Raw genomic sequence first — 26,915 nt, 5'->3', positions numbered from 1 at the left:
CCCGGTCGCCGCGGGCCTGTCCGGGGACGGGTCAGACGCCCGCCACCGACTGGATCCAGGACCGGTAGCGCGTCACGTTCGTGTAAGCGGTGGTGGTCTGCCGGTCGCTGGTCGAGGCGACGCCGACCTGCACGCCACCGGCCATCATCGGGCCGCCCGAGTCACCGCCCGCGGTGATGCCGTCGCCGCGCCGGGCGCAGATCGCGCTGCCGCCGTAGGCGTCGGTGCAGCCGCCGGTGACGGTCACGTTCGCGACCTTCAGGTACTGCGACTGGCAGTTGATCTCCGAACCGCACTGGGAGGTCGCGCCCCAGCCGTACACCTGCACGGACTGGCCCACGGTGACCGAACCCGGCTGCCCGAGCCGCGCGTAGGTGGCGCTCACCGAGCGGTCCAGGCGCACCAGGGACAGGTCGGAGCTGTGGTTCACGGTCTGCACGCCGTTGGCCAGGGTGCCGCCGGAGGTCTGGTCGAGGCTGCCGATCCGGAAGGACAGCCCGCCGCCGCTCACGCAGTGCTTCGCGGTCAGCACCCACGTCGGCGCGATGATCGTCGCGCTGCACGTCTGCCGGCCGTTGGAGAACAGCCGGGCCGCCCACGGCGCGTTGCTCGCGTAGCCGCCGCCGATGATGTACGGCGCGACCCCGCCGTCCGCGGCGGGCGCCGCCGAACCGGACAGGGCGAGGGCGGGCAGGGAGAGCAGTGCGGCGACGAGCGTGGGGATCAACCTGGTGAGTCGCACGGTTTCCTCGTTTCGTGAGACGCGCGATTGCTCGCGCACAGGGGTGTCTCGGAACAGGGGATTCGTACCACCCGACCGGGTGAAAAGGGCCATACCGAACCGGCTATAACGTGGGCCGCGTGCTTGTCGAGATGGCCATCGGGGACGCGTACGGCGCGGGCTTCGAGTACGCCGACGCGGACCACGTGACCAGGTGCAACACCCTCGCCGGGTACGTGCGCAACCCGGTGCACCCGGCGCTGGCGCCGGGCCGCTACACCGATGACACGCAGATGGCGCTGGCCCTGGCCGAACTGCTGGCGTCCGGCGGGCCGTGGACCGCGGCGTCGATCGCGTCGGCTTTCACGACGGCGTTCCACCGCGACCCGCGCGAGGGCTACGCGCGCGGTTTCCGGGCGTTCCTGGGGTCGGTGCGCACGGGGGAGGAGTTCCTCGCGCGCATCCGGCCGGGCAGCGACAAGAGCGGCGCGGCCATGCGGGTCGCCCCGGTCGGCCTGCTGCCGGGGGTGGCCGACGTGCTGCACCACAGCGACGTGCAGGCCCGCGTCACGCACGACACCCCGGACGGGATCGCGTCGGCGCGGGCCGCCGCGCTCGCCGTGCACTACTGCCACCGCGGCCTGGGCCCGGTCGCCTCGGTCGGCACGTGGGTCGCCGACCGGCTGGGCTCGCCGGTGTGGGCGCGGCCGTGGCGCGGACCGGTGGGCCCGAAGGGCGTGGCGAGCGTGCGGGCCGCGCTGACGGCGCTCGCGACCGGCGGGTCGCTGAGCGCCGTCCTGCGCGCGTGCGTCGCGTTCACCGGGGACGTGGACACGGTCGCGGCGATCGCGCTGGCCGCCGCGTCCGGGTCGGACGAGGTCGCCGCCGACCTGCCGGTGTCCCTGGTGGACGGTCTGGAGGACGGGCCGTTCGGCCGCACTCACCTGTCCTCTGTGGACAGCCTCCTCCGGTAGCGGGCCAGCAGTTCCGCCTCTCGGTCCGCCGGCCACGGGCGCCGGACCCCGCCGAGGAGGGCCGCGAGGAACAGCTCCAGGTGCACGTGCCAGGCGGCGAGCGCGCGCGGCGCGGACGCCGGGTCGACCGGCCGGTGCGTCAGCTCGACCACCGTGCCGCGTTCGGGGTCGTGCCGGAACTCCCACCGCACCCGCCCGGCCGGCGAGTCGTGCGCCAGCACGCGCGGCGGCGTGCGCTCGACCAGCGGACCGGCGGGCGCGGCCGGGTTGGTCACGCCCACCGGCACCTCGTCGGAGCCCTCGGTGAGCAGGTCCCACACCACGTCCAGCGGTCGCCACACCAGGTCGCGGGCGAACCGCACCTCGCCGTCCTCGAACACGCCCTCGTCCAGGCCGAACTCGCGCGCGTACCGCTCGACCGGGCCCAGCACGTCCCCGTCCGGGGTGAACGGCCGCCCGTCGAGCCGCGCGCCCAGGCCGGCCAGGCAGGTGTCCCAGCCGGCCGCGGTGCGCGCGGTGCCCAGTTCGTCGTCCACGACGTGCGTGAACACCAGCAGGCAGCCGCGCTCGTGCGGCAGCAGCTCGAACCGCAGCACGTCGCTCGCCCAGCGGAACGCGAACACCCGCGGCGGGTCGTGCTCCAGCACCTCGCCGGTGGTGACCTGGTCGGGGAACGCGAACGTCATCGCCCGACCCTCGACGGCCACCGCCGCCGGGAACCAGTGCGCCAGTTCGTCCGGCTCGGTGACCACCCGCCACACCTTCTCGGGCGGGTGGTCGAGCACGCGCTCGAAGCGCAGCACGGGCTTGCCCGCGACGCGGCGCAGCTCGGCGCTCACCCGTCCACCTCGTCCAGCCGCCGCTCCAGTCGGTCGAGGCTCGCCTCCCACATGCGCCGGTACGGCGCGAGCCAGGCGTCGACCTCGGACAGCGGCCCGGGTCGCAGCCGGTACAGCCGCCGCTGGGCGTCGCGCCGCACCTCGACCAGACCGGCCTCGCGCAGCACCTTCAGGTGCTTGGACACCGCGGGCTGGCTGATCGCCAACCCGTCGACCAGGTCGCCGACCGGCCGCTCGCCGTGCCGCAGCACGTCGAGGATGTGCCGGCGGTGCGCGTCGGCCAGCACCGCGAACGTGGATTCCATACCGGCAATACAACCCATCAGGCATGTAGGTGTCAGGAGCGGCGGACCGGCATCAGCGGTCGCGGCACCGAGGTGAGGAACCCGGCCACCAGCCGTTCGCACAGGTCCGGCTGCTCGAACAGCGCCAGGTGCGAGCTGCCCGGCACGATCGCCAGCTGCGCGTCGGCGATCCCCCGGTACATCGCGACGGTGTGCTCCAGGTGCACGATGTCGTCGTCGCTGCCCAGCACCAGCGTCGGGCAGGTGATCGCGGCCAGGTCCACGACCTCCGGCGAGCGCGCGGCGCGGGCGAACTTGTCGACCACCACCGGGAAGTGCTCCCGACCGTCCGGCGACACCTCGGCGTACCGGTCCACGACCGAGGGCGGGAACTCGACATCCGGCTCCGGCAGGAACACCCAGCCGTCGGCGGAGAAGCCCGAGTTCAGCACCACCAGCCGGCGCACCAGGTCCGGCCGCCGCGCGGCCACCCCCAGCGCCACCACCCCGCCCGCGCTGTAGCCCGCCAGGTGCGCCGGGCCGCCCACGACCCGTTCCAGGAACGCGATCACGTCACCCGCGAGCAGGTCCGCGCCCACCTCGCCCGGCACGTCCGGGGTGCGGCCGTGACCGCGCCGGTCCACCAGGAACACCCGGAACCGGTCCGCGAGCCGCGCCAGGTTCGGCCCGAAGTCCCGCGAGTCGCCGAACCCGCCGTGCAGCAGCACCAGCGGCTCGCCCTCGCCGCGCACCTCGAACCAGGTGCGCACGCCGTTCACGTCCTCGTACATCAGCGGTCCTCCCGTAGGTCTCACCCATCAGTACGGACCGGGGCGTCGAAACTCATCGGCAGCCCGAACAACCCGAACAGCGAATCGCCCAGGAACGTCGTGGCCGACACCAGGCGCGACCCCGAGAACTCGACCACGACCAGCGCGAACGGCCGCAGCACGCCGTCCGCGTCCGGCCGGTACTGGGCGAGCGCGGGCACCCCGTTCGCCCGGGTCGGCACCACCCGCGCGGTCTCGCAGCCCGCGCCCGGCACCGCGAGGACGGCGGCGACGTCCGCCCGCCCGCGCAGCCACCACGCGAACGGCGGCATGGTCGTCGTCGCGTCCTCGTGCAGCATCGCGACGAGCGCGGCCACGTCGTGCCGCTCGAACGCGGTCGTGTACCGCTCCAGCAGGCCCTCGTCGACCGGTTCGAGCGGCGCCGGCCTGCGCTCGGCGATCGTGGCGCGGGCGCGCTGGAGCGCGCTGTTGACCGCCGCGGTGGTGGTGCCCAGCAGGTCCGCCACCTCGTGCGCCCGCCACACCAGCACGTCGCGCAGGACCAGCACGGCCCGCTGCCGGGGCGGCAGGTGCTGGAGCGCGGCGACGAACGCGAGCCGCACCGACTCGCGCCGCTCGACCAGCACGTCGGCGGGCAGCACGCGGGCGTCCGGCGCGGGCCACACCCACGCGCCCGGCGGCAGCGGCTCGCCCAGCGGGGACCCCGGCGCGGCGGGCGCGGCCAGGTCGTGCGCCAGGGCCCGGCGCCGCGCGCCGCGCAGCAGGTCGAAGCACACGTTCGTGGCGATCGCGTACAGCCACCGCCGCAGCGGGCCCCGAGCCGGGTCGAACCCGCCGCCCCAGGCCCGCGCGAACGCCTCCTGCACGGCGTCCTCGGCCTCGAACGGGCTGCCGAGCAGGCGGTAGCAGTAGCCGGTCAGCTCCACCCGATGCTTCTCCAGGTCCACCCGGCACACGGTAAACTGGCCCCGGCGCCCCTCGACCCCTCGGTGCAGCCCACTTCCGCGTGGCACGACCGCGTGAACGCCCCGCTCGCCCCGCCGAAGCCCCGAGGAGTCACCGTGCCGCGCACGTTCACCAGTTCCCCGGTCCGCGACCTGCTCGCCCTCACCAGCCGCCCCGAGGTGATCTCGTTCGCGGGCGGCCTGCCCGCGCCCGAGCTGTTCGACGTCGACGGCCTGCGCGCCGCGTTCGACCGGGCGCTGTCCCGCAGGACCCTCCAGTACGCGCCCACCGAGGGCGACGCGGACCTGCGCGCCCTCGTCGCCGCCCGGATGACCCGCCGCGGCCTGCCCACCACCGCCGCCGCCGACCTGCTCGTCACCACCGGGTCGCAGCAGGCGCTGACGCTCGTGGCGACCGCGCTGCTGGAACCGGGCTCGGTCGTCGCCGTCGAGGAACCCACCTACCTCGCCGCGCTCCAGTGCTTCCGGCTCGCGGGCGCGCGGGTCGTGCCCGTGGCGGGCGACGAGCACGGCCTGGACCCGGCGGCGCTGGCCGAGGTCGTCGAGCGGGAGCGGCCCGAGCTGCTCTACCTCGTGCCGACGTTCGCCAACCCCACCGGCCGCACGATCGACGCCGGGCGGCGCGCCGAGATCGCCGCCGTCGCCGACCGGCACGGCCTGTGGGTGGTGGAGGACGACCCGTACGGCGAGCTGCGGTTCCGCGGCGAACCGGTGCCCCCGCTGGCCTCGTTCAGCGACCGCGTCCTGCACCTGGGCAGCTTCTCCAAGACCGGCGCGCCCGGCCTGCGGCTCGGCTGGCTGCGCGCGCCCGAGTCGCTGATGCGCACGCTGGTGATCGTGAAGCAGGCCGCCGACCTGCACACCTCCGCCCTCGACCAGGCCGCCGCCGCCGTCTACCTCGGCGCGCGCGACCTGGACGAGCACGTGCGCGGCCTGTGCGCCGCCTACCGCGAGCGGCGGGACGCGATGGTGTCGGCGCTGCCGTCGACCACGCCCGACGGCACCCGGTGGACCGACCCGGACGGCGGCATGTTCGTGTGGCTGACCCTGCCCGGCGACGTCGACACCGCCGAGCTGCTGGTGGGAGCGTTGGAGCGGGACGTGGCGTTCGTGCCCGGCGCGCCCTTCCACGCCGGTGAGCCGGACCGGGCGACGATGCGGCTGTCGTTCACCACGAACACGCCGGACGACATCGCCGAGGGGATGCGCCGGCTGGCGACCGTGCTGCGGTAGCCGGACCCGGTTCCCCGGCCCTCCGGTCCCGGTTCCCGGCCCGCCGTTCCCCGGTCCGGCCCGCTCCGGGGAACCGGGGGCGGCAGGTCGGGCGGCGTCGCGGCCCGCGCGCGGCGACCCCGCCCGGCGGCGGCGACCTAGCTTCGCCCCATGACAGAACCGCTCCCGAAGTCCGGCCCGCGCCGCGTGGTCGTCGCGCTCGGTGCGCTCGTCGTGCTCCTGATCGGCGCGTCGGTGCTGGCGATCACGCTGTTCGCCGGTGCGCGCGACGACCGCGACCTGGAGTCCCAGCGCCTGGACCAGCTGTCGGCGACCCGGTCCGAGGCGGAGGGCCGGCTGGCGGACACGACGGCGTCGATCGACGAGCTGGGCGACGGGATCGCCCGCCTGCAGGCCGAGAACGCCGAGCTGCACAAGTGCGCCGACCCGGCCAAGGACTCCATCATCGCCGCGCGGGACGACGACGACGCGGCGCTGGGCCCCGCCGTGGACCGCGCCTCGGACAACTGCTGAACGAGGGGAACCGCACATGACCACGTCCGAACCCGCCCAGCAGTCCCAGCCCACCGACGAGCACCCCGCGCGACCGCCGCAGTCCCCGGTCCACCCGGAGACCTACCCGCAGCCCGCCCCGCACCAGCCCGCCCCGCCGGCCGCTGTTTTACCTGCCGCCGCTCCGCCGGCCGCCTTCCCGCCGCCGGCCGCCCCGTCGCCGCCCGCCGCCCCGTCCCGCGCGCCGGTCGTCGTGCTCACCGCGCTGGCCGTCGTGTTCGCGGTCGTCGCCGCCGTGTTCACCGTGCTGCACGCCAACACCGGCGACGACCGCGACCGGCTCACCGCGGCCCGGCAGGAGGAGGAACGCCTCCTCTCCGGCGTGCGGGCCGGGCAGGACGAGGCCGACCGGGCGCTGGAGGACAGCCGCTCCCGCCACGCCACCCTGACCTCCGAGCACGACGTGCTCACCCGGTGCGTCGACGCCGCCAAGGCGTACTTCGACCTGCCGCCCGTCGAGTCGCCCGAGTCGTCACGCCTGTTCGCCATCATGTACGACGTCTGCCCGGAGGTCTGACTCCCGCGCCGCCTGCACGCCGCGGACCGCCAGCCGGTCCGCGCGCTCGTTCTCCGGGTGCCCGGAGTGGCCCTTCACCCAGTGCCACTCGACGTCGTGCGGCGTGAGCGCGACGTCGAGGCGCTGCCACAGGTCGACGTTCTTCACCGGCTGGCGGGCGGAGGTGAGCCAGCCGTTGGACTTCCACTTCGCCATCCACGACAGGACGCCGTTGCGGACGTAGGTGCTGTCGGTGTAGATCCGCACGGTGGACGGCCGCTTCAGCGTCTCCAGCGCCCGGATCGGCGCCATCAGCTCCATGCGGTTGTTGGTGGTGGCCGAGGACTCACCGCCGAACAGGTCGCGCTCGTGCTCCCCGTACCGCAGCACCGCGCCCCACCCGCCCGGCCCGGGGTTCCCGCTGCACGCCCCGTCGGTGTAGATCTCCACCACCCGCTCCACGCGCCAGAACATACCGGGGCGTTCGTCGGCAGCTGATCAGCCGAGAGCGGACCCCACTACCGCCGCCCGTCGCCGGCGTGCACGGTGTGCGGTGTGGACCTGGGATTCAGGGGAGAGGTGGCGGCCCTCTACCGCCGGTACCGCCGCGGCTACCCGCCGCCGGTGGTCGACGCGCTGGTGGCCGCGTTCGCCCTCACGCGCGACGACGTCGTGGTCGACCTGGGCTGCGGCACGGGCCAGTTGGCCGTGCCGCTGGCGGGCCGGGTGCGCGGCGTGGTCGGCGTGGACCCCGAACCGGACATGCTCGCCGAGGCCCGCGCCGCCGCCGGCGACCTGCCGAACGCGACGTGGGTGGTCGGCTCGGACGCGGACGTGCCCGCGCTGCGCGCGGTCCTGGGCGCGGGGACGGTCGGCGCGGTCACCATCGGCCAGGCGCTGCACTGGATGGACCGCGAACGCCTGTTCGCCGAGCTGGCGACCCTGGTGCGGCCGGGCGGGGGCGTCGCCGTGGTCACCAACGGCACCCCGCTGTGGCGGCAGGGCAGCGCGTGGTCGCGGGCGCTGCGGGCGTTCCTGCACGACCACCTGGGCCTGGGCGGCGACCGCGCGTGCGGCACGGACGACGAGTCGCAGCGGCACTACGCCGCCGACCTCTCCGCCGCGGGCTACGCCGTCGCCGCGACCACCGTCGAGTACACCGCGCCCCTGACCGCGGACGACATCGCGGGCGGCGTGCTGTCCGCGCTCCCGGTGGACCGCCTGCCACCCGACCGGGCCGCCTTCACCGCCGCCGTGATGGACGCCGTGGCCCCGCACGCGCCGTTCACCGAGGACGTGCGCGTCGCCGTGCTGACGGGTCGGCGGGGCTGACAGGGCGACGGGGCTGACAGGGCGGCGTCCGGGCTCCCGGCTCACACGCCGATCGGCGCGGGCAGCCGGTCGAGCGCGTCCAGCGCCGCCCGCACGGTCCCCGGCGCGGCGGGCAGCAGGGGCAGGCGCACGGCGGGCGTCGGGATGCGGCCCAGCGCGTGCAGCACGCCCTTGACCACGGTCGGGTTGGGTTCGGCGAACAGGGCGTCCGACAGCGGCGCGAGGGCGTTGCCCAGGGCGCGGGCCCTGGCCGGGTCGGTGCGCCAGGCCGTCACCAGGTCGGCGAACCCGGCCGTGACGACGTTGGCCGACGCCAGGACGCCGCCCTGCGCGCCCATGGCCAGCAGCGGCGAGATCACCAGGTCGTCGCCGCCGAGGACGGCGAAGCCCGCCGGCGGGTCGGCGAGCAGCGCCACGGTGTCGGCGTCGATCCCGCCCACCGCGTGCTTCACGCCGACGACGCCGGGCACGGCGGCCAGGTCGCGCAGCGCGCCCACCGACAGCCGCTGACCCGTCCGGTACGGGATGTTGTAGACGACCAACGGGACCGGGCTGAGCGAGGCCAGGTGCGCGAAGTGCGCCACCACGCCCGCCTCGCCCGGCCGCACGAACGGCGGCACGGTCGCCAGCGCGGCGGTCACCACCGCGGGGTCCAGCGCGGTCAGCGCCTCGGCCGTGCTCGCGCCGACCGTCAGCGGCACGCCCCGCTCCCGGCACACGCCCGCGACGAGGTCCACCACGGCCCGCCGCTCGACCTCGGTCAACGACCCCGGCTCACCGGTCGTGCCGAGCGCCACCAGGCCGGACGCGCCCTCGTCCAGCACGTCCCGCGCCAACCGCTCCAGGGCGTCGAGGGCGACGCGGCCGTCCACGTCGAAGGGCGTGATGAGCGGCACGTGCACACCGGTGAGGGTCATGGCGTCCAGCGTCGGCCACCCGATCCGTAAGGTCCAGTTCGCATCCGTGACGAGAACCGTAAGCTCACCTGATGCTCGACGTGCGCCGGCTGAGCCTGCTCTGCGACCTCGCCCGCCTCGGCACGATCGCCGCCGCGGCCCGCGCCAACGCCTACACGCCGTCCGCCGTCTCCCAGCAGCTGTCCGCGCTGGAGCGGGAGGCCGGCGTGCCGCTGCTGGAGCGCACCGGCCGCGGCGTCACCCTCACCACCGCCGGCCGCGTCCTCGTCGAGCACGCCGAGTCCGTCCTGGCCGCCCTCGAACGCACGTCCGCGGCCCTGGCGGCGGTGTCGACCGGCCTGTCCGGCCCGCTGCGCATCGGCGCGTTCCCCACCGCCGTGCGCACGTTGCTGCCCACCGCGCTGGTCGCGCTGGGCGAGGAGCACCCCGGCCTGGAGCTGATGGTGACCGAGCTGGACCCGGTGGACGTGCCGGCCGCCCTGCGCGACCGCCGCCTCGACGTGGGGCTGCTCAACGACTACGACGTGGTACCGGTCGTGCCCGACCCGTCCCTCGACTCCGTGCCGCTGCTGGAGGAGACGGTCTACCTGGCCGTGCCCGCCACCGCGCCGTGCACCGCCGACCCGCTGCACGCCGCCCGCGACGCCGACTGGATCATGGCCGCCCCCGGCACCCTCTGCCACACCGCGACCACCCTGGTGTGCCGGGCCGCCGGCTTCGCCCCGCGCGCCCGCCACCACGCGGACGACTTCACCACCGTCCTGGCCCTGGTGGCCGCCGACCAGGGCGTCTCGCTCGTGCCCCAGCTGGCCGCCGAACGCCCCCCGCCGGGCGTCCGCCTGGTCCCCCTGCCGACCCGCCGCAGGACCCGCGTCGCCCACCGCCGCGGCGCCGCCGCCCACCCGGTCACCGCGGCCTGCGTGACGGCCCTGCGCGACTCGGTGGCCGCGTTCCTGCGCCGCTGACCCGTGCGACCGGCGGGTGCACGAGGATGGACCGGTGAAGTGGACGCGTGCGGTGGGGCACCTGCGGGACCTGGCGGAGAAGTGCGACGAGCTGGCGGAACAGGCGAACCCGGTCTACCGGCTGCGGGTGGTGCGGCTGTGGGCCGTCGGGGACGTCCTCGGCGGGGTCCGCGACATCGACCGGCTCACCGTTGCCCTGGAGGTCGACCTCCCCGCCGACGAGGTGCCGTGGCTGAGCGAGCCGGTCGGCGCGGGGCACTGGGCCCACGCCACCCGCGTCGCCACGAACCCGATCACACCGCTGTGGCGTTCGACCCGCGCCCCCGTCTGGAACCACCGCGTCGACCGCCCCGCACTGCTGTGGGACGCGGCGACCGGCGTGGCGGAGGAGACCCTGGCGGCGCTGGCCGAGGGGCGCGGCGAGCAGGTCCGCACCCCCGCGCCGAGCCCGGACGACCTGCGCGCCCGCCTGGAGGACGAGCTGGCCGTGAGCCTGCGCGCCCTGCGCGGCCGGACGCGCGGCTACGAGGAGGCGCGCTGGCGCCCCGGCAAGCTCGACCCCGTCGCGGACGACCTCTGGCGCTCCGCCGACGGCTACCTCGACGTCCTGGACGCGCTCGCGGGCACCCCCTGACCCCGGCGGCCTTCGGTCGACCGGCCGGCGGGCCCGTGGTGGAGGAGAGGTGCACCCGGCTTCCTCCCGGGAACAGCGAGTCGCTTCGACGGTGAACACGCCGCCGGCTGTCGTTCGTGGGGCGATGCCCAGGCGCGGGCAGTGGGCTACCGCCGTGCCGCTGTGGCGCCGTGCCGCTGTGCCTATCGGCGCACGGCCCCGCCCGGAACCACCGCGTCGAACGTTCCGCCCCGGTGTGGGATTCGGGGAGCGTGGTCGTCGAGAACGCGTTGGCGGAGGGGCATGGTGACCGGCCCCGGCCGTCCGAGATAGTGACCGCATGAACACGGGTGATCGCCACCGCGTGCGTGGAGCAGCCGCTGACTCCTTGGCGGCAGAGTTCGAGAACTGGGCCGCCGCGCACGGCCTCGACGCCGACCACTTCGTGGTGGAGGCGGCGTTGGAGTGGCGCGTTTCGGGGGATGGCGATCCCGCCCGGTGGACTGCCGAGGACATCCGGGAGCTGTTGGTCGAGTGGTTTCCCCGCAAGGTGACCATGAGCCGGTCCGAGTGGCCGGGAACGTTGTCGACGCTGCACAGCTGGGTTGATTTCCTGGCGGTCGCGCCGATCGACCGGCCGGGCGATCCGGCCGCGTTGCACGCGGTGATCGACCAGGTCGCCCCGGTCTTCTTCGAGAGGATGGCCGACGAGCGCAACTACGGGTTGGGGAAGTTCTGGGCGACGCGCATGATCGAGCAGGGCGTCGACCCGCAGGACGGTGAGGGTGTTCGCCGCTTCGTGGCGGCGGCCCAGGCCGGCGAGGTCGACTACGACCAGGACGTCCTGGCCGAGATCGTGCGGCGCGGTGCGTTCGACGGTGGGGTCGACCTGGTCGACCTCGGCTTCGACGAGGGTGTGGGGCGTCAACTGCCGCCGGTGGTCCTGCCCCCCGAGCAGGACCTGGCCGCCATGGCGGGTGGTTCGGCCCTGGTGACCCGGCTCCGCGCGGTGGTGGCGTGGGTGGGGGCGGGGCGCGCGTTGACGGCGACCAAGCGCCTGCGCGTCACCGACGCCCGTGAGCTGGCCGGGCTGCTGGGTGTGGACGAGCCCTTCCTGGAGCGGGCACGGAGCAGCGCCGACCTGCCGCAGGTGTCGCTGCTGGTCGAGTGGGCCAGGGCGGTCCGCGTGCTCCGGGTGGTCAAGGGCCGGTTGGTGCCGGTCAAGAGCGCGGTCGGACTGCTCGACCGACCGCTGGACCTGTGGCGGCGGGCGTACGCGGCCCTCCCGGGGTTGGGGCACGTGTTGTGCGCGCCCACCAGCTACTACGAAGCTCCTTCCCCGCTCGGGGAGTCCCTGCCCGAGGTGGCGCCCGAACTGCTGCTGGACCTCTACACCGCGGGCGGGACGCCGTTGCCGGTGGAGTTGCTGGTCCGGAACGTCCGGAACCTGCTTTCCGAGCTGTTCGACTTCGGCGTCGGCGGGCTCTTGGTGGACTTCCGCGAGCTGATGTGGCGCAGGGACCTCGACAACGTGCTCACGGCGCTGGAGACGTTGGGAGCGGTGGAGGAGGTGGCCGCGGAGTCGTGGGAACTGGACGAGGTCGCCGAGCTGTCCGGTGAGGAGAACCCCGATCCGAGGCTCGTGAAGTTGACCCCGCTGGGGTTGTGGGGTGTGCGGGAGGTGCTGTTGGCGGAGGGCTTCGACGCACCCACGGCCGAGGAGCTGGCCGAACGGCCGCTGGACCAGGTGTGCGAAGCCTTGCGGCAGGCGGCGCCCGAGCTGGTCGAGTCGGTGTTGGCGGGCTGGGTCGGGGCGAGGGGGACCGCTGAGGCGGCGGCCGGGTTGGCGGAGTGCTGCGCGGCCGGGCCGTCGCCGTCAGCTCGCCTGCTGGCCTGGTCGGCGTTGCACCACACGGGCGCGTCAGGCGTCGAACAGGCCCGCCGCTTGCGCGCCACCGGCGGAGTGCCGGGGGCCGTGGCCACCGAGTGGCTGGTCCGCCACGGCGAGCTGGCCCCGAGCGCCGCGCGGAAGCACGAGGTGGTCCTCGCGCTGGCCGAGAACCTCGCCGCCAGGCACGAGCACGGCCTGCTGGTCGAAGAGCTGACCGGGCACCCGCTCGACGACCAGCTCGGCTTCGTCCGAGCGCTGGCCGACGCCGACCACCCCGACCGGTACGACATGCTGTCCACCATCTCCGAGCACCACCCGGACCGGGGCGTCGCCGCCGGGGCACGCGCGATCCTCGCCAACCGGGCCGGAGGGGCGGCAGGCACCCACCCGCGCTGACGCCCTCGGTCGATCGCGTCGGCAGGCGGTGGTCTCCGACCGTCCGCTCACCAGCCCTGCGAACGCCACTCGTCCAGGTGAGGCCGTTCACGCCCCAGGGTGGTGTCGTCCCCGTGACCCCGGTACACCCAGCTATCATCGGGCAGGCACGTCGAAGATCTGGGAACGGCGAATCACACCAACGGTGAACACGGCGCCATCACGGTCGCGCGGTTTCCCACAGCGCCGCGATGGGCAGTGACACCAGTCGGTCGCCGAAGCTGATACCCCCCTGGCGTCCGGTGTGGAAGACGACGCCCAGCGAGAACTGGTCACCCAGCAGGTCTCGCAACGTGGCCAGTCCCCGGAAGTCCTCGCCGGTGACGGTGTCCTTCGCCTTGGCCTCGATGCCGACCACGTGGCCGTCGTCGCGCTCCAGGACCACGTCGACTTCCGCGCCTCCGCTGACTCGCCAATGGTGCAAGCGAACCGCTGTTTCGCTCCAGGTGGCGTGTTTCGCCAACTCGTTGACGATGAACGTCTCGACGAGCGGACCGCGCGCCGGAGCTACCGGCTTCGCCAGGGACTCGGGCGAGACGCCCAGCATCGATGCGGCCAAACCGGTGTCCGTGAGGTGCAGTTTGGAGTGCTTGACGACTCGCGCCGTCAGGTTCCGGGACCAGACCGGGAGCCTGTGGACCAGGAAGACCGCTTCGAGGAGTTCGATGTAGCGGTTCACGGTGGTGCGGTGCAGACCGGTCTTGCTCGATGTGTTGACGCTGTTGTGCTCCTGGGCGGTGATCGAGGCGAGGTAGGCGAGCAGGGCGGTGATGGCGCTCGGTTCGTTGACCCTGGCCATCTCCCGGATGTCGCGTTCCGCGATCGCCTGCACGTAACTGCGGAACCACGTGCGCCGGGCGCGAGCGGTCTTCATCAGCGCCGGCTCGGGGAACCCGCCTCGACACAGGCGCTCGAAGTAGCCGAGCCGATCCACAGCGGTTGGCGGGAACGCCCTCAACGAACCCGGATCGTCGAACGCGATGTCGATGAAGCTCTCGAACCTGCCCTCGAACTCGCCTTGCGAGAACGGCCACACGTCCACGACCGCGCCGCGCCCCGCGAGCGACTCGGACAGGCTCGGAGTGGCGAGGAAGCGCGTGGATCCGGCCAGGACGTAGCGACCTGGTGCGGGTGCGGAGTCGACCTCGGCCTTTATCGCGCGCACGAGTGCGTCACCGGCTCGCTGGACCTCGTCGATGAACCGCGGCTCCTCACCACTGGTCACGAAGGCCAACGGATCGCTGACCGCCGCTTGCAGCAGTTGCTCGTTGTCGAGGTTGAGCAGTGTTCCGCCGCGCTCCTGTCGCATGTGCCTGAGCAGGGTGGTCTTACCCGCTTGGCGTGGTCCGTTGAGGATGACGACCCTGAAGGTCGAAAGGTACTCCTCGGCCACTGTGCTGCAAGCGCGCATCAGGTCGGTGTCGGTCATCTGCCCTCAGCAGGGGATTGTCGTGGCACGGCAGGCTGACCGTACACCTCGCCACGCGCTGGACCGACAGTTCACAGCACACCGGATCGACATTTGGCGACAGGTCGAACCGACATATTACCGATCTTGAGAGCGACGCGGGCGCTCCCCGGTCCGTGTGGCTCCGCCTGCGGGGAGCGCCGGGCGAGGAGGCAGCCGCGTCCTGCGGACGGGCAGTACACCCGGCTAGAACAGCAAGCCGCACCAGCGGACAGCGGGATCAGCACTTCAGCGTGCGGCAGCGCCACGATCGGCTGTCTCTCGACCCGACTCGATCACAGGCGCGCCATGTCGACTCCGCTCGGACCGGGCAGCCGTGCGTGTCCTCCCGGTCAAGTGGTCGAGCACGGGCATCAGAGGTCGGATGGCGCCCGGCGCGTCACGTGCTCGATGTGGTGCGACGTGGCGATGGCTATCCAGCGGGGCACGGTGCCCGCGGTTCTTCCGCCCCCTCGCCTGCAACGGGTCAACTCGTGGTCACCCCACGAGAAGTCCCTGCCGGCGAACTCCGGCCGTGCCAGAAGCTCTTCCGCCAAGGCGGTGAAGGCCTCGACGGCCGCACCCTGCACCGGCTTGCCGTCTTCCCTGGCGAGTTGTCTGCGCAGCGCGACCGTGGAACCCGGAGCCGTGTAGTAGAGGTACGGGTTGACGGTTCTCGGGCCCGGGTCCCCGCCTTCGGGTGGCACCGGGTGAACCACGCCGTAGTCCCCGTAGTTCACCGCCCTGCCCACCTGCTCGGCGACCGCAAGCCACAGAGGTACTTCGGGGCGTTGACGGGTAGTCGTGGCGAAGCTGTTCCGGCCGGCCGGGATCGAACCGGCCAGCAGCGTCGTCGACGACGGCCCGATGCCCTCGACGATCGTGCCGATCAGCCGTGCGGCCCGTGCCACGTGGGCGGGTTGCACGGTCTCGACGAAGCCGAGGTCGATCACGGCGTGCAGGTGCCCCGCCTCGACGCCGGTCCGGCTGACGACGCGCCGGAGCCGGTCGACGATCTCCGCCGGCGGGGTGGCGACCCCGCGCACCCGCACCACGACGTCCCGCGGCCGGTGTTGTCGGAGTAGGGAGATCGTCCTGAGTTCGTCGTCCGTCGCCGAGTCGGCCACGACGGGGATCAACGCGGTGACGTCGAGCGCCAGAAGCCCGAGCTCGTCGTGCAGCGTGTTCTCGATCTGCTTGTCGAGGAATTCCAACGGGCCGCCCGGCTGGCGGGCCAGCGAACTGGTCGCGCTGAGCAGGTGCGCGTCGATCCACAGTGGTTTGTCGTGCGCTGCCGCGTCCACCGCGGCTCTGACGAGCGCGGGCAGGAGTTGCCCTCTTTCCGCCACTCCGACGGAGTCCAGCAATTCCACGAGGATCGCCGGTCGTGACTCGGGGTTCGCCGGAAGGTGGTGGAGCGCGTCGAGTTCACCTTTTTTGCTCTTCAACGCGATCAATGGGGTGAAGGGCATCGCGTGACTCCCTGCCGAAGAGCGCCTGTGGTCGCAAGCCGGGCAACTTCGATCCTGGGAGTTCGACCGGTCCGCTGACACCTGCCGATCGGGTGATCTTCGGCTCTCGCTCTCGCGCTGAGGGCCCGGTGACCCGTGTGGGATACAGGCGACCGCACAAGTGCGGTCAAGCCACGCGCCTGTCGGTGGTGGTGACGACCCGGTTTCCGGAGATCGCGGTGCTCGTGGTGCACGGCAAGCGTGAGTCCCGGCCGCCGAACAGGGCATTGCCGGTGCGGGTAGGTGGGATCGCGACGACCGGTACCGGCCGAACGTCCCGGTGGTCTGCGTTGTCCACGACCCTGAAGCTGGCACCCCCCACTGGGCGAACGCCACCGCGCAGTTGCGAAACGCGAGTCGATTCGGTGACGAACTCAAATCGATCCGGGTTCCCCGCGAGCCGGTGCTGGCCGACGACGCGCTGCCCGAATTTGTCGACGAACTCCGCCTCCACCTCTTCTCGCGTACCGATCTCATTCACGCCCTGGCTGATCACGTCGGTGCCGACGCGAAGTCCACGACTACGTGGCCCACTTCACCGACAATTCCGATTCCCTGGTGGTGACCGACTACGGCGAGGCGGCCTGGGGGAGGGAGGCAGGATGGTGGACTACTTCTTGAAACACCACGACACCCCTGGTCGTGTGGTCTCGACCCTGGACGAGCGGATGTGGTGCGATTGTGTGCGGCCGCGAGCGCGTGGTGGCGCAAGGCGCCGGCGCGGAAGGGCTGAGCGAAGCAGATCGTGAAGGTGGACGGGCTGCCGGTTTCCACCGAACAGCCCGTCTGTCGGCTCACCAGCCGCGCGAACGCCACTCGTCCAGGTGAGGACGTTCAGCCCCCAGGGTGGTGTCGTCCCCGTGACCCGGGTACACCCAGGTGTCATCCGGCAGCACGTCGAAGATCCGGGACGACACATCGGAGATCAACGACGTGAAGTCCTCCGGCGACGTGGTCCTGCCCACACCACCCGGGAACAGGGAGTCCCCGGTGAACAGGTGGGGGTGGCCGGTCGGGTCGCGGTACAGCAGGGCGATCGACCCCGGGGTGTGGCCGCGCAGGTGGATCACCTCCAGCGGTACCTCGCCGACCCGCACCGCGTCACCGTGCTCCACCAGGAAGTCCGGCGGGATCGGGAGCACGCCCGCGTCCGCGGCGTGCGCCACCGTGTTCGACCCGTTGGCCCCCGCCACCGCGCCCAGGGCGCCCCAGTGGTCCGCGTGCTGGTGCGTCGTCACGACCGTCTTGAGCCTGGGCCGGTTCAGCGAGTGGCCCACCAGGTCGGACAGGCGTTCCGGGTCGGCGGCCGCGTCGACCAGCAGCGCCTCGTTGGTCGCCCGGCAGACGAGGAGGTAGGCGTTGTTGTCCATCGGTCCGACGGAGATCTTCGTGATGGTCAGCGCGTCCAGGGTGCGCCGCGCGGCGGGCCCGCCCGGCTCCACGTGCCCCGTGTAGTCCTCAAGTACGTCCACAGCGGCCGACGGTAGCCGACCCACGCCCTTCAGGGTCCCCACAGGTGCCTCCCCTAGGGTTGGCGCCGCGCCCCGCCGCACCGCCGATGTCGTCTGAATAGGGTTTTCCCACCTCGTGCCTACTAGCGCGCCCACCACCCGCCGGATCAACTGGGACGTCCTGCGCATCGCCGCCGTGCTGTGCGTCCTCCTCCAGCACGCGACCCACGCCGGACCGTCCGTCCACCCCGAACTCGGCGACCCCGTCTTCGCCTTCGGCCTGGAGTTCGGCGCCAGCGCGCTGGTGGTGATCTCCGCCTTCTTCGCCTGCGCCTCGCTGGCCAAGGGCGCCCCGGCGCGCTTCCTGCGCCACCGCCTGGCCCGCCTGCTGCCCGCCTACGTCGTGGCCGCCGTGGTCACCTACCTCGTGCTGCGCCACGTCGCGCCGGCGGGCTGGAGCCACCTGGAGCCGCGCGACCTGCTGTTCAACGCCCTGATGCTCCAGAACTGGTTCCCCGGCGTCCGCCTGGTCGACTTCTCCTACTGGACGCTGCCCGTGCAGGTCACGGGGTTCGTCGCGGGCGCGCTGCTGGTCTCCCGGGTCCGCGGCGGCGGGGTCAAGGCGATGCTGTGGGCGCTGGTCCTCGGCCCCCTGGTGGCGCGCGGGTGGACCGGGGACCCCGGTCTCGTCCGCACCCTCTACGACGGCCTCGGCGTGCACCGCGGCCAGCTGTTCGCGATCGGCGTCGGCATCTGGCTGTGGGCGCGCGGCAGGCTGGGCGACACGCACCTGTTCGCCCTGCTCACGGCCGCGCTGCTGGCGCAGGCGGTGCACAGCGCGGACCTGCCGTCGACCATCGGGCTCGGCGTGCTGCTGATCGCGGTGTGCGCGGCGGCGGGCGGCCCGGACTGGGACGTCGCGCCGGTGCGCGCCCTCGCCCGACCCATCCGGTGGTTGGCGGGCATCTCCTACGGCGTGTACCTGGTCCACCAGGAGATCGGCTACGTGGTCATGGCGAAGGTCGCCCCCCTCGGCCCGTGGGCCGAGCTGGCGGCGTTCACCGGGACCGCCGTCGTCCTCGGCTGGCTGCTGACGCGGTTCGTGGAGCGGCCGGCGCACCGCGCGCTGACCGCGAGCCCGAACGGGCCGGTGCTCGCGGGCCTGGTGCTCAGCGCGCGGCTGCACGCCGCCGGGACCCAGGTCGTTCAGAGCCACCTGGGCAGCGTCGGGGCCGTGCCGGTCAACCGCGCCCCGCTCTGGCGGCCGGTCAGCCACCCGAGCACGTCCGCCGCGTCGCCGCTCACGGCCACCGGGTCGGCGCCGGCCGCGGTGAGCGCCCAGCTGCGCTGACGGCCGTCCGGGAACACCGCCTCGACGCGCAGCGGCGGCACGTCCGACCGGTTCGCGTACTGGCCCGCCGCGTCGGCCAGCAGGTGGTCGAGCACGTCCTCCGGCAGGTCGCCGAACCCGACGCCGCGGTCGAGGTCGACCAGGTGCACCCACAGCTCGCGCACCCGCAGCCACGGCACGCGGCACGCGGGCATCGGCGCGCCGGTGCCGGGGTGCGCGAGCAGGTGGTCCCAGGCGCTGTCGGGCAGCTCACCGCCCGCCGTGGCGAACCTCTCGCACGCCGCGTCCAGGTCGGCGCGGAGCAGCTGCGGCAGGCGGCCCGCGCCCTCCTCGATGTCCGCGTCCCGGTCGGCCCGGCTCGGGTACATCAGGTGCTCGACACCCGTCTTGGCCCAGGTCAGGAGGTTGACCAGGGCGTCGGCGTTGCGGGCGAGGTGGGTCACGACGTGCGCCCGCGTCCACCCCGGCAGCAGGCTCGGACCGCGCAGGGCGCGCTGGTCGAGCGCCGCGACGACCTCGTACACCGCGTCGGTGGCCCGCTCCGCGGCGGCCAGCCCGGCCTTCGCGTCGCGGACCGGCGCGGAGTGCTCGCGCGGCGCGGGTACGCTCGTCTGGGCGGATCGGACCTGGGCGGCATCAGCGGAGCTCATGGGCACCTCATCCCGGCGTCATGCGGCCGAACGGCCTATCGCCCCAGCGTAGGGGCGTCGTCTACCCACCGGTAGAGCCGTTGGCGCACGATCGTGGGAGAGCCGCCACCGCGTTTTTGTCGGTGGGCCCACCTAGCATGGTCCGAGCCCTCCCCGACAGACCCCGGCCCGGTGGTCCGATACGCTTTTCGAACGTCTGTTCGGGGGATGGTCAACTTCGAAGGGAACATGCTGTGGCCGACCGGCTTGTCGTTCGCGGGGCGCGCGAGCACAACCTGCGAGGGGTGGACCTCGACCTGCCGAGGGACAGCCTCATCGTGTTCACCGGGCTGTCCGGCTCGGGCAAGTCCAGCCTCGCCTTCGACACCATCTTCGCCGAGGGGCAGAGACGCTACGTCGAGTCGCTCTCGGCGTACGCGCGGCAGTTCCTCGGCCAGATGGACAAGCCGGACGTGGACTTCATCGAGGGCCTCTCGCCCGCGGTGTCGATCGACCAGAAGTCGACCAGCCGCAACCCGCGCTCCACCGTGGGCACCATCACCGAGGTCTACGACTACCTGCGCCTGCTCTACGCGCGCGCCGGCAAGGCGCACTGCCCGCAGTGCGGCGAGGCGATCAGCAAGCAGACGCCGCAGCAGATCGTGGACCAGGTCCTGGCCATGGAGCAGGGCACGAAGTTCCAGGTGCTGGCCCCGGTCATCCGCGGCCGCAAGGGCGAGTACGTCGACCTGTTCTCCACGCTCCAGTCGCAGGGCTACTCCCGCGCCAAGGTCGACGGCGTCGTGCACGCCCTGGGCGAGGTGCCGAAGCTCAAGAAGCAGGAGAAGCACCACATCGCGGTCGTGATCGACCGGCTGAGCGTGAAGGCGAGCTCCAAGCAGCGGCTCACCGACTCGGTGGAGACCGCGCTGCGCCTGGCCGACGGCCTGGTCGAGCTGGAGTTCGTCGACGTGCCGGAGAACGACCCCGGCCGGGTGCGCGGCTTCTCCGAGAACCTGGCCTGCCCGAACGGCCACGCGCTGGCGATCGAGGACCTGGAGCCCCGGTCGTTCTCCTTCAACTCGCCCTACGGCGCGTGCCCCACGTGCACCGGCATCGGCGTGCGCAAGGAGGTCGACCCGGAGCTGGTCGTGCCGGACGACGAGCTGTCGCTCGGCGAGGGCGCCATCGCGCCGTGGGCCTCGGGCCAGACCGCCGAGTACTTCACCCGCCTGCTGGAGTCGCTGTCGCTGGCCGTGGGCTTCCGGATGGACACGCCGTGGCGGCAGCTCCCCGCGAAGGTGCAGAAGGCGGTGCTGCACGGCGTCGACGAGCAGGTCAACGTCCGCTACCGCAACCGCTACGGCCGCGAGCGCTCCTACTACGCCAACTTCGAGGGCGTGATCCCGTTCCTGGAGCGGCGGCAGGAGCAGACCGAGTCCGAGTACATGAAGGAGAAGTACGAGGGCTACATGCGGGAGGTGCCGTGCCCGGTGTGCCGGGGCACGCGCCTCAAGCCGGAGATCCTGGCCGTCACGCTGCACCACGCGACCAAGGGCGACAAGTCGATCGCCGAGGTCTGCAACATGTCGGTGGCCGAGTGCTCCGACTTCCTCGACGGGCTGCGGCTGGGCACGCGCGAGGCGATGATCGCGGGCGCGGTGCTCAAGGAGATCCAGGCCCGGCTGCGGTTCCTGCTCGACGTCGGCCTCAACTACCTGTCGCTGGACCGCGCCTCGGGCACCCTGTCCGGCGGTGAGGCGCAGCGCATCCGGCTGGCCACCCAGATCGGCTCCGGCCTGGTCGGCGTGCTGTACGTGCTGGACGAGCCGTCGATCGGCCTGCACCAGCGCGACAACCACCGGCTGATCGAGACGCTGACCCGGCTGCGCGACCTGGGCAACACGCTGATCGTCGTCGAGCACGACGAGGACACCATCCGCACGTCCGACTGGGTGGTCGACATCGGCCCCGGCGCGGGCGAGCACGGCGGCAAGGTCGTGCACAGCGGCCCGTACAAGGCGCTGCTGAAGAACAAGGAGTCGATCACCGGCGCGTACCTGGCGGGGCGCAGGGAGATCCCGATGCCCGCCACCCGCCGCAAGGTCGACAAGAAGCGGCAGCTGACCGTGGTGGGCGCGCGCGAGCACAACCTGCGCGGCATCGACGTGTCGTTCCCGCTCGGGTGCCTGGTGTCGGTCACGGGCGTGTCCGGCTCGGGCAAGTCCACGCTGGTCAACGACATCCTGGCGACGGTGCTGGCGAACAAGCTCAACGGCGCCCGCCAGGTGCCGGGCCGGCACACCCGGATCAAGGGCCTGGAGCACGTCGACAAGCTGGTGCAGGTCGACCAGTCCCCGATCGGCCGCACGCCCCGGTCCAACCCGGCGACCTACACGGGCGTGTTCGACCACATCCGCAAGCTGTTCGCGGCCACGACCGAGGCGAAGGTGCGCGGCTACCAGCCGGGCCGCTTCTCGTTCAACGTCAAGGGCGGGCGCTGCGAGGCGTGCGCGGGCGACGGCACCATCAAGATCGAGATGAACTTCCTGCCGGACGTCTACGTCCCGTGCGAGGTGTGCAAGGGCGCCCGCTACAACCGCGAGACGCTGGAAGTGCACTACAAGGGCAGGACGATCTCCGAGGTCCTCGACATGCCGATCGAGGAGGCCGCGACGTTCTTCGAGCCCATCAACGCCATCCACCGGCACCTGCGCACGCTGGTCGAGGTCGGCCTCGGGTACGTGCGGCTGGGCCAGCCCGCGCCGACCCTGTCGGGCGGTGAGGCGCAGCGCGTGAAGCTCGCGTCCGAGCTGCAGAAGCGGTCGACCGGCAAGACGGTCTACATCCTCGACGAGCCGACCACGGGCCTGCACTTCGAGGACATCCGCAAGCTGCTGGGCGTGATCAACGGGCTGGTCGACAAGGGCAACTCGGTGATCGTGATCGAGCACAACCTGGACGTCATCAAGACCTCCGACTGGCTGGTCGACATGGGCCCCGAGGGCGGTTCGGGCGGCGGCACGGTCGTCGCCGAGGGCACGCCGGAGCAGGTCGCCGCGGTGGCCGACAGCTACACGGGCGAGTTCCTGCGCACGGTGCTGCCGGCGACGGCGGCGGCGGGCTGAGCCCGCCGGTTCGGGAGGGCGTCGCGGGGGTAGTGGGACGGCATGGCGCTGAACCACTACCGCTTCCGCAGCACCTGGTCGCTCGACGAGGGGCCCGTGCCGGTCTACGACGTGCTCTCCGACCTCGCGGGCTACCAGGGGTGGTGGCGGGAGGTGCGCGGCGGACGGCGGGTGGCCGACGACGCCGCCGAGCTGCGCCTGCGGTCCCTGCTGCCCTACGAGCTGGTGGTGGTGCTGCGCCGGGACGTGGACGACCCGGCGGCGGGCGTGCTGCGGGCCGTGCTGTCCGGTGACATGGACGGCACGGCGACCTGGCGCATCGCGCCCGCGGGCACCGGGACGCGCCTGGTGTTCGAGCAGGAGGTCGAGGTGCGCAAGCCGCTGCTGCGCGCGCTCGCGCCGGTGGCCCGGCCGCTGTTCACCGCCAACCACGCGCTGATGATGCGCAGCGGCCTGCGCGGCCTGCGCGCCCGCCTGGCGGGGGAGCGGACCGGCTAGGCGGTGTCCCGCGGGTCGTTGTCGCAGCCGGGGGGCGATGGCGGTGGTGGTGGGTCCGGCCAGTTGCCCGCGGCGGGCACGATGGTGGGGTGCCCCGGACGTGGATCTGCGTACGACAGGTTCTGCTGACCCTCGGATTCCTGCTCGCCATCGTGGTGACCAGCGGCGGAGTGGCCTACAGCCACAGCTTCGGCTTCACCTGGCTCACCGTCCTGGTCTCGTTGCCCCTGCTGGTCGGCGCGTTCGCCAGCGTGATGGTGTGCTTCATCGGCGAGCATTCGCTGGATGTCGAACCGGAGTGGATCCTGCCGGTGGTGCTCGCCGCGGTCTGCCTGTTCTTCTACGCCCCGACCGGTCTGTCGCTCGCTTACCTGCACACGGCTGCGGATCGGGTGGCCGTCGTGGTCGTCGACGACCACGACGGCGACTCCGCTCCGGACACCGGCCGGAAGATCCGGGTCGCGGACGCCGGCACCGGCGCGGACCTCGGCGAGCTCGCCCACCACGCCGACCGGGACCTGCGGGTCGGCGACCGGCTGGAGGTCCTGGTCGATCCGCGGGGCCGGCTGCCGATGGAGGGCCCGGGGATGTCTCCCGAGGCGCGCACGTCGACCTACCTGTTCGCCGGCCCCGGGTTCGGCGTGATCTTCCTGGTCACCGGGTTGCGCATGCGCCGGGACCTGCGCCGCTACCGGCTCACCGGCTCCCGCATGCCGTTCGCGACGCCGGCGAAGGCGCGGGGCCCCGAACCCCGGCGGGAACCGACGGCGGACGACCCGGATGCGCCGAAGTCCGACCCGCCCGGACCCGACGGCGTGCCGAAGCGGGCTGATCGGGGGGACGGTGGTGGCTCCTCCGGCGGTGACCACGGCGACTCCGGCGGCGACTACGGCGGCGACTCCGGGGATTGAGCCGTCCGGGACGGGGCCGTCCCGTCTCGGCGAGTGGTCCACCGGCCGGGCTTGCGCGGCGGGCGACCACCGGGCCGGACCCACCATCGCCGCCGTCGTCCCCCGGCCGCGACAACGACCTGCGGGACACCGGCTAGGCCGGGTCCGCCGGTCGGCCGAGGTGGCGCACGAGGCGGGCCAGCTGCTCGGCGTAGCGCTCGGCGAACCCGGCCGACGCAGGGTCCTCGCCGGTGATCCGCCGCGCCGTCTTCGGCATGAACAGCGACGCCGAGGCCGCCGCCGTGAGCGCGAGCAGCAGGTGCGCGGGGTCGAGGTCGGCGGGGACCTCGCCGTCGGCCTGGCGCTGGCGCAGCGCCTCGACCTGACCGCGCAGGAAACCGTCGTCGGAGTCGCCGTCCCCGGGGGCTCCGGGGTCGCCGTCGTCCGAGACGTTCTCCCACACCATCAGGCGCGCCCAGTCGCGCTGCTCGTGCGCGGACAGCGCGAAACCGCGCACGACCTCGTCCAGCGGCCCGTCGGCGAGCTGCCCGCCGTTGTGGCGCCACCGGTCGGCCAGGGCCCGGTAGAGGCCCTCCTTGCCGCCGAAGTAGTACGAGATCAGCTGCTTGTTCACGCCCGCGCGCTCGGCGATGCCGCCGACGCGCGCCCCGGCGTACCCCTTGGCGCCGAACTCGGCCGCCGCCGCCTCCAGGATGCGCGCCCTGGTGCGTTCGGGGTCGCGCTTGCGCTCGGTGGCGTCGGGGGAGCGGCGTGGCACGCGCCCACGGTAGTCCATCGCCCACTGTCAACCACCTGTTTGACTCAATCAAACGTATGGTTGATAGTGGGCGTCATGGGGATTCACGTAGCGGTGATCGGTGCCGGGGTGGGCGGGTTGTGCCTGGCCCAGGGGTTGCGGCGGAACGGGGTGGAGGTGTCGGTGCACGAGCGGGACGCGACGCCGACCGACCGGGTGCAGGGGTACCGCCTGCACGTCAACCCGGTCGGCGCGCACGCCCTGCACGAGTGCCTGCCGCCGGCGCTGTGGGAGCGGTTCACCGCCGGCACGGGCCGGGGCGGCGGCGGGTTCGGGTTCCTCGACGAGCGGCTGCGGCGGCTGCTCGTCCTGGACGGGCGGGACGACGCGCCCGAGCGCGCCCACCACTCGGTGAGCCGGGTGGCGCTGCGCGAGGTGCTGCTGGACGGCCTGGGCGACGCGGTGGCGTTCGGCCGGCGGTTCACCCGCTACGAGCACGAGGGCGGCCGGGTGACCGCGCACTTCGCCGACGGCACGGCGGTGCGCTGCGACGTGCTGGTGGGCGCGGACGGCGCGCGGTCGGCGGTGCGGGCCCAGCGCCTGCCGCACGCCGCGCTGGTCGACACCGGCATCACCGCCGTGGCCGGTCGCCTGCCGCTGACCCCGGCGACCCGGGCGTGGCTGCCGCCGGACCTGCTGGCGCACGCGTGGTCCGTGGTGCCGCGGGCGGCGGCGGGGATGTTCCTAGCGCCGCACGAACTGGCCGACGACGGCTACCTGATGTGGGCCTTCGCCGCCCGTGACCTGGCGACCGCCGACGCGGGGGAGGTGCTCGGGCACCTCGCCGGCTGGCACCCCGACCTGGTGCGCCTGGTGCGGGACACGCCGCCCGGGGCGGTGGCGCACTGGCCGATCCGCACGTCGGTGCGGGTGCCGCCGTGGGAACCGTCGGCGGTGACGCTGCTCGGCGACGCGGTGCACAGCATGACGCCGATGCGCGGCACCGGGGCCAACACCGCGCTGCGCGACGCCCTGGCCCTGTGCCGCGCCCTCACCCCCCACGCCGCCCCGACCTCCCATGCCGCCCCGACCTCCCGCGGCACCCCGACCACCCGCGACCTGCTCGCCGCGATCGGCGCCTACGAGCAGGACATGCGCGAGCACGGCTTCGCCGCCGTCGAGGCGTCGCTGCGCAGCGCCCGCCAGTTCGTGTCCGGCCGGGGCCGGTCGGCGTTCCGGACCGCGCTGCGGGCGTTCCAGGCGGTGCCGCCGCTCAAGCGGGCGGTGTTCCGGGAGCACGGCGAACGCTGAAGGTCCCGGCCGGGGATTTTCGCCGAAGATCCTTGTGAACCACCCCCGGGTGACATCCGTGTCGGGTGCATCGGTTGCCGCGACGGGACGCGGGCGATCACCCAGGGGAGGTCCACCATGATCCTCACTCGTGCGGTTGCGCTCGGGGCGGCGGCCCTGCTCGGCACCGTCCTGCTCGGCGCGTGCGGCCGGGTCGCGGCACCCACCCCGGGCACGGCGGTCCAGGCGGCGGGCGACGGGCTGGACGTGCGGCGGTTCGCCGGGGCGGCGGAGCTGGCCACCGCCGTCGTGCCGGAGCTGGGCACCGTGCTCACCGACGGCGAGGGCCTGACGCTCTACCGGTTCGACCGGGACACCGCCAAGCCCTCGACCGCGACCTGCGACGGGCCGTGCGCCGAGAAGTGGCCGCCCGCCCTGGCCACCTCCGGGGACGTGGAGGTGCAGGGCGTCGACCGGGCGCTGGTCGGCACGGTCGACCGCGCGGACGGCACCAGGCAGATCACCGTCGCCGGCTGGCCGGTCTACCACTTCGCCGAGGACACCGCGCCGGGCCAGGCGGGCGGTCAGGGCGTGGACGGCACGTGGTTCGTCGCCGCGCCGGACGGCCGGAAGGCGCTGCCCCCGGCCGCCGGTCTCGCGCTGACCACCGCGTCCGTCGGCGCGCTGGGCACCGTGCTGACCGACCGGACCGGCATGACGCTGTACCGCTTCGAGGACGACCCGACCGACCCGCCGGCGTCCACCTGCGACGGCGCGTGCGCCGCCCAGTGGCCGCCGCTGCTGGTCGACTCGCCGAACTTCGAGGCGCAGGGCGTGGACGCGTCGCTGGTCGGCACGGTGACCCGCGCGGACGGCGCGCTCCAGGTCACCGTCGCGGGCAAGCCGCTGTACCTGTTCGCCGAGGACCGGCTGTGCGGCGAGGCCAAGGGGCACG

The 26,915-nt window shown here is 73.4% G+C and carries 26 protein-coding genes and 2 pseudogenes; 14 read left to right on the top strand and 14 right to left on the bottom strand.

What is annotated here, in order from left to right; translation table 11 throughout:
• Positions 1–31 precede the first annotated feature (31 nt).
• Complete coding sequence (locus ACR807_RS30515; RefSeq protein ID WP_438924912.1) at positions 32–742, bottom strand: S1 family peptidase; 711 nt, start codon at positions 740–742, stop codon at positions 32–34.
• Between the two features lie 119 nt (positions 743–861).
• Between ACR807_RS30515 and ACR807_RS30510 the strand changes: the two genes are divergently transcribed.
• Positions 862–1,695 carry an ADP-ribosylglycohydrolase family protein gene (locus ACR807_RS30510; protein ID WP_438924911.1) on the top strand — a complete coding sequence of 278 codons (834 nt, stop codon included), beginning with the start codon at positions 862–864 and terminating at the stop codon, positions 1,693–1,695.
• Here the strand turns inward: ACR807_RS30510 and ACR807_RS30505 are convergent.
• From ACR807_RS30505 to ACR807_RS30490, 4 genes are read right to left on the bottom strand one after another with little or no spacing between them, the layout of a single operon-like run.
• Positions 1,662–2,534, bottom strand: coding sequence for an SRPBCC family protein (locus ACR807_RS30505; RefSeq protein ID WP_438924910.1), 873 nt, complete (start codon positions 2,532–2,534; stop codon positions 1,662–1,664). The genes ACR807_RS30510 and ACR807_RS30505 overlap by 34 nt on opposite strands.
• Entirely contained in the window at positions 2,531–2,839 is a 309-nt protein-coding gene (locus tag ACR807_RS30500; protein WP_438924909.1) for an ArsR/SmtB family transcription factor, read from the bottom strand. The genes ACR807_RS30505 and ACR807_RS30500 overlap by 4 nt, the downstream gene beginning before the upstream one ends.
• Positions 2,840–2,871: 32 nt before the next feature.
• Positions 2,872–3,609 (bottom strand): alpha/beta fold hydrolase, encoded by a 738-nt coding sequence (locus tag ACR807_RS30495; protein ID WP_438924908.1) that lies wholly within the window; start codon positions 3,607–3,609, stop codon positions 2,872–2,874.
• A 20-nt stretch (positions 3,610–3,629) separates the two neighbouring features.
• Positions 3,630–4,556, bottom strand: coding sequence for an RNA polymerase subunit sigma-70 (locus ACR807_RS30490; RefSeq protein ID WP_438924907.1), 927 nt, complete (start codon positions 4,554–4,556; stop codon positions 3,630–3,632).
• A gap of 114 nt (positions 4,557–4,670) precedes the next feature.
• Between ACR807_RS30490 and ACR807_RS30485 the strand changes: the two genes are divergently transcribed.
• From ACR807_RS30485 to ACR807_RS30475, 3 genes are all read left to right on the top strand, one after another.
• Positions 4,671–5,807 carry an aminotransferase-like domain-containing protein gene (locus ACR807_RS30485; RefSeq protein ID WP_438924906.1) on the top strand — a complete coding sequence of 379 codons (1,137 nt, stop codon included), beginning with the start codon at positions 4,671–4,673 and terminating at the stop codon, positions 5,805–5,807.
• Between the two features lie 150 nt (positions 5,808–5,957).
• Positions 5,958–6,320 carry a hypothetical protein gene (locus tag ACR807_RS30480; protein WP_438924905.1) on the top strand — a complete coding sequence of 121 codons (363 nt, stop codon included), beginning with the start codon at positions 5,958–5,960 and terminating at the stop codon, positions 6,318–6,320.
• A 16-nt stretch (positions 6,321–6,336) separates the two neighbouring features.
• A complete protein-coding gene (locus tag ACR807_RS30475) occupies positions 6,337–6,876 on the top strand; it encodes a hypothetical protein (protein ID WP_438924904.1) in 540 nt (179 codons plus the stop codon).
• Here the strand turns inward: ACR807_RS30475 and rnhA are convergent.
• Positions 6,832–7,329: a ribonuclease HI gene (gene rnhA, locus ACR807_RS30470; RefSeq protein ID WP_438924903.1), complete on the bottom strand. Its 498-nt coding sequence runs from the start codon at positions 7,327–7,329 to the stop codon at positions 6,832–6,834. The two genes, ACR807_RS30475 and rnhA, sit on opposite strands and share 45 nt — an antisense overlap.
• An 81-nt stretch (positions 7,330–7,410) precedes the next feature.
• Between rnhA and ACR807_RS30465 the strand changes: the two genes are divergently transcribed.
• Positions 7,411–8,187 carry a class I SAM-dependent methyltransferase gene (locus tag ACR807_RS30465; RefSeq protein WP_438924902.1) on the top strand — a complete coding sequence of 259 codons (777 nt, stop codon included), beginning with the start codon at positions 7,411–7,413 and terminating at the stop codon, positions 8,185–8,187.
• A gap of 41 nt (positions 8,188–8,228) precedes the next feature.
• On the opposite strand, the gene ACR807_RS30460 is transcribed toward ACR807_RS30465, so the two are convergent.
• Positions 8,229–9,104 carry a dihydrodipicolinate synthase family protein gene (locus tag ACR807_RS30460; protein WP_438924901.1) on the bottom strand — a complete coding sequence of 292 codons (876 nt, stop codon included), beginning with the start codon at positions 9,102–9,104 and terminating at the stop codon, positions 8,229–8,231.
• Between the two features lie 71 nt (positions 9,105–9,175).
• Here ACR807_RS30460 and ACR807_RS30455 point away from each other — a divergent pair, with 71 nt between their 5' ends.
• From ACR807_RS30455 to ACR807_RS30445, 3 genes are all read left to right on the top strand, one after another.
• Complete coding sequence (locus ACR807_RS30455; RefSeq protein WP_438924900.1) at positions 9,176–10,069, top strand: LysR family transcriptional regulator; 894 nt, start codon at positions 9,176–9,178, stop codon at positions 10,067–10,069.
• 34 nt (positions 10,070–10,103) lie between these two features.
• Positions 10,104–10,703 carry a DUF7711 family protein gene (locus ACR807_RS30450; RefSeq protein ID WP_438924899.1) on the top strand — a complete coding sequence of 200 codons (600 nt, stop codon included), beginning with the start codon at positions 10,104–10,106 and terminating at the stop codon, positions 10,701–10,703.
• A gap of 367 nt (positions 10,704–11,070) precedes the next feature.
• The gene (locus ACR807_RS30445) at positions 11,071–12,969 is read left to right on the top strand and encodes a hypothetical protein (protein ID WP_438924898.1); all 1,899 of its coding nucleotides are present in this window, start codon (positions 11,071–11,073) and stop codon (positions 12,967–12,969) included.
• 47 nt (positions 12,970–13,016) lie between these two features.
• On the opposite strand, the pseudogene ACR807_RS30440 reads toward ACR807_RS30445, so the two are convergent.
• The 5 genes and pseudogenes from ACR807_RS30440 to ACR807_RS30420 form a co-directional block, all read right to left on the bottom strand.
• A pseudogene (locus ACR807_RS30440) lies at positions 13,017–13,115 on the bottom strand (MBL fold metallo-hydrolase); the annotation flags it as partial.
• A gap of 53 nt (positions 13,116–13,168) precedes the next feature.
• On the bottom strand, positions 13,169–14,437 hold the full coding sequence (locus tag ACR807_RS30435) for an ATP-binding protein (protein ID WP_438924897.1): 1,269 nt from the start codon (positions 14,435–14,437) through the stop codon (positions 13,169–13,171).
• A 392-nt stretch (positions 14,438–14,829) separates the two neighbouring features.
• Positions 14,830–15,927, bottom strand: coding sequence for a beta family protein (locus ACR807_RS30430; RefSeq protein ID WP_438924896.1), 1,098 nt, complete (start codon positions 15,925–15,927; stop codon positions 14,830–14,832).
• A 166-nt stretch (positions 15,928–16,093) separates the two neighbouring features.
• Positions 16,094–16,447, bottom strand: coding sequence for a hypothetical protein (locus ACR807_RS30425; protein WP_438924895.1), 354 nt, complete (start codon positions 16,445–16,447; stop codon positions 16,094–16,096).
• Between the two features lie 313 nt (positions 16,448–16,760).
• Positions 16,761–17,438, bottom strand: a complete 678-nt coding sequence (locus tag ACR807_RS30420) for an MBL fold metallo-hydrolase (RefSeq protein ID WP_438924894.1) — start codon at positions 17,436–17,438, stop codon at positions 16,761–16,763.
• A 115-nt stretch (positions 17,439–17,553) separates the two neighbouring features.
• Here ACR807_RS30420 and ACR807_RS30415 point away from each other — a divergent pair.
• Positions 17,554–18,504: pseudogene (locus ACR807_RS30415) on the top strand (acyltransferase family protein); the annotation flags it as partial.
• Between the two features lie 119 nt (positions 18,505–18,623).
• Here ACR807_RS30415 and ACR807_RS30410 read toward each other — a convergent pair.
• The gene (locus ACR807_RS30410) at positions 18,624–19,418 is read right to left on the bottom strand and encodes a maleylpyruvate isomerase family mycothiol-dependent enzyme (protein WP_438924893.1); all 795 of its coding nucleotides are present in this window, start codon (positions 19,416–19,418) and stop codon (positions 18,624–18,626) included.
• A gap of 233 nt (positions 19,419–19,651) precedes the next feature.
• Between ACR807_RS30410 and uvrA the strand changes: the two genes are divergently transcribed.
• The 3 genes from uvrA to ACR807_RS30395 all read left to right on the top strand — a co-directional run bounded on the left by uvrA (position 19,652) and on the right by ACR807_RS30395 (position 23,934).
• On the top strand, positions 19,652–22,525 hold the full coding sequence (gene uvrA / locus ACR807_RS30405; protein WP_438924892.1) for an excinuclease ABC subunit UvrA: 2,874 nt from the start codon (positions 19,652–19,654) through the stop codon (positions 22,523–22,525).
• A 42-nt stretch (positions 22,526–22,567) separates the two neighbouring features.
• Complete coding sequence (locus ACR807_RS30400; protein WP_438924891.1) at positions 22,568–23,023, top strand: SRPBCC family protein; 456 nt, start codon at positions 22,568–22,570, stop codon at positions 23,021–23,023.
• An 89-nt stretch (positions 23,024–23,112) separates the two neighbouring features.
• Positions 23,113–23,934, top strand: coding sequence for a hypothetical protein (locus ACR807_RS30395; RefSeq protein ID WP_438924890.1), 822 nt, complete (start codon positions 23,113–23,115; stop codon positions 23,932–23,934).
• Between the two features lie 133 nt (positions 23,935–24,067).
• Here the strand turns inward: ACR807_RS30395 and ACR807_RS30390 are convergent, their stop codons facing one another.
• The gene (locus ACR807_RS30390; RefSeq protein ID WP_438924889.1) at positions 24,068–24,691 is read right to left on the bottom strand and encodes a TetR/AcrR family transcriptional regulator; all 624 of its coding nucleotides are present in this window, start codon (positions 24,689–24,691) and stop codon (positions 24,068–24,070) included.
• 75 nt (positions 24,692–24,766) lie between these two features.
• On the opposite strand from ACR807_RS30390, the gene ACR807_RS30385 reads away from it, so the two are divergent.
• Positions 24,767–25,981, top strand: coding sequence for an FAD-dependent oxidoreductase (locus tag ACR807_RS30385; RefSeq protein ID WP_438924888.1), 1,215 nt, complete (start codon positions 24,767–24,769; stop codon positions 25,979–25,981).
• Positions 25,982–26,098: 117 nt separating this feature from the next.
• Positions 26,099–26,915: hypothetical protein (locus ACR807_RS30380; RefSeq protein WP_438924887.1), on the top strand; the 817-nt coding region annotated here is incomplete at its 3' end.

This window comes from Saccharothrix sabaoui (genome assembly GCF_051756985.1).
GTDB lineage: Bacteria > Actinomycetota > Actinomycetes > Mycobacteriales > Pseudonocardiaceae > Actinosynnema.
This window is presented reverse-complemented; position numbering and strand designations above follow the sequence as displayed.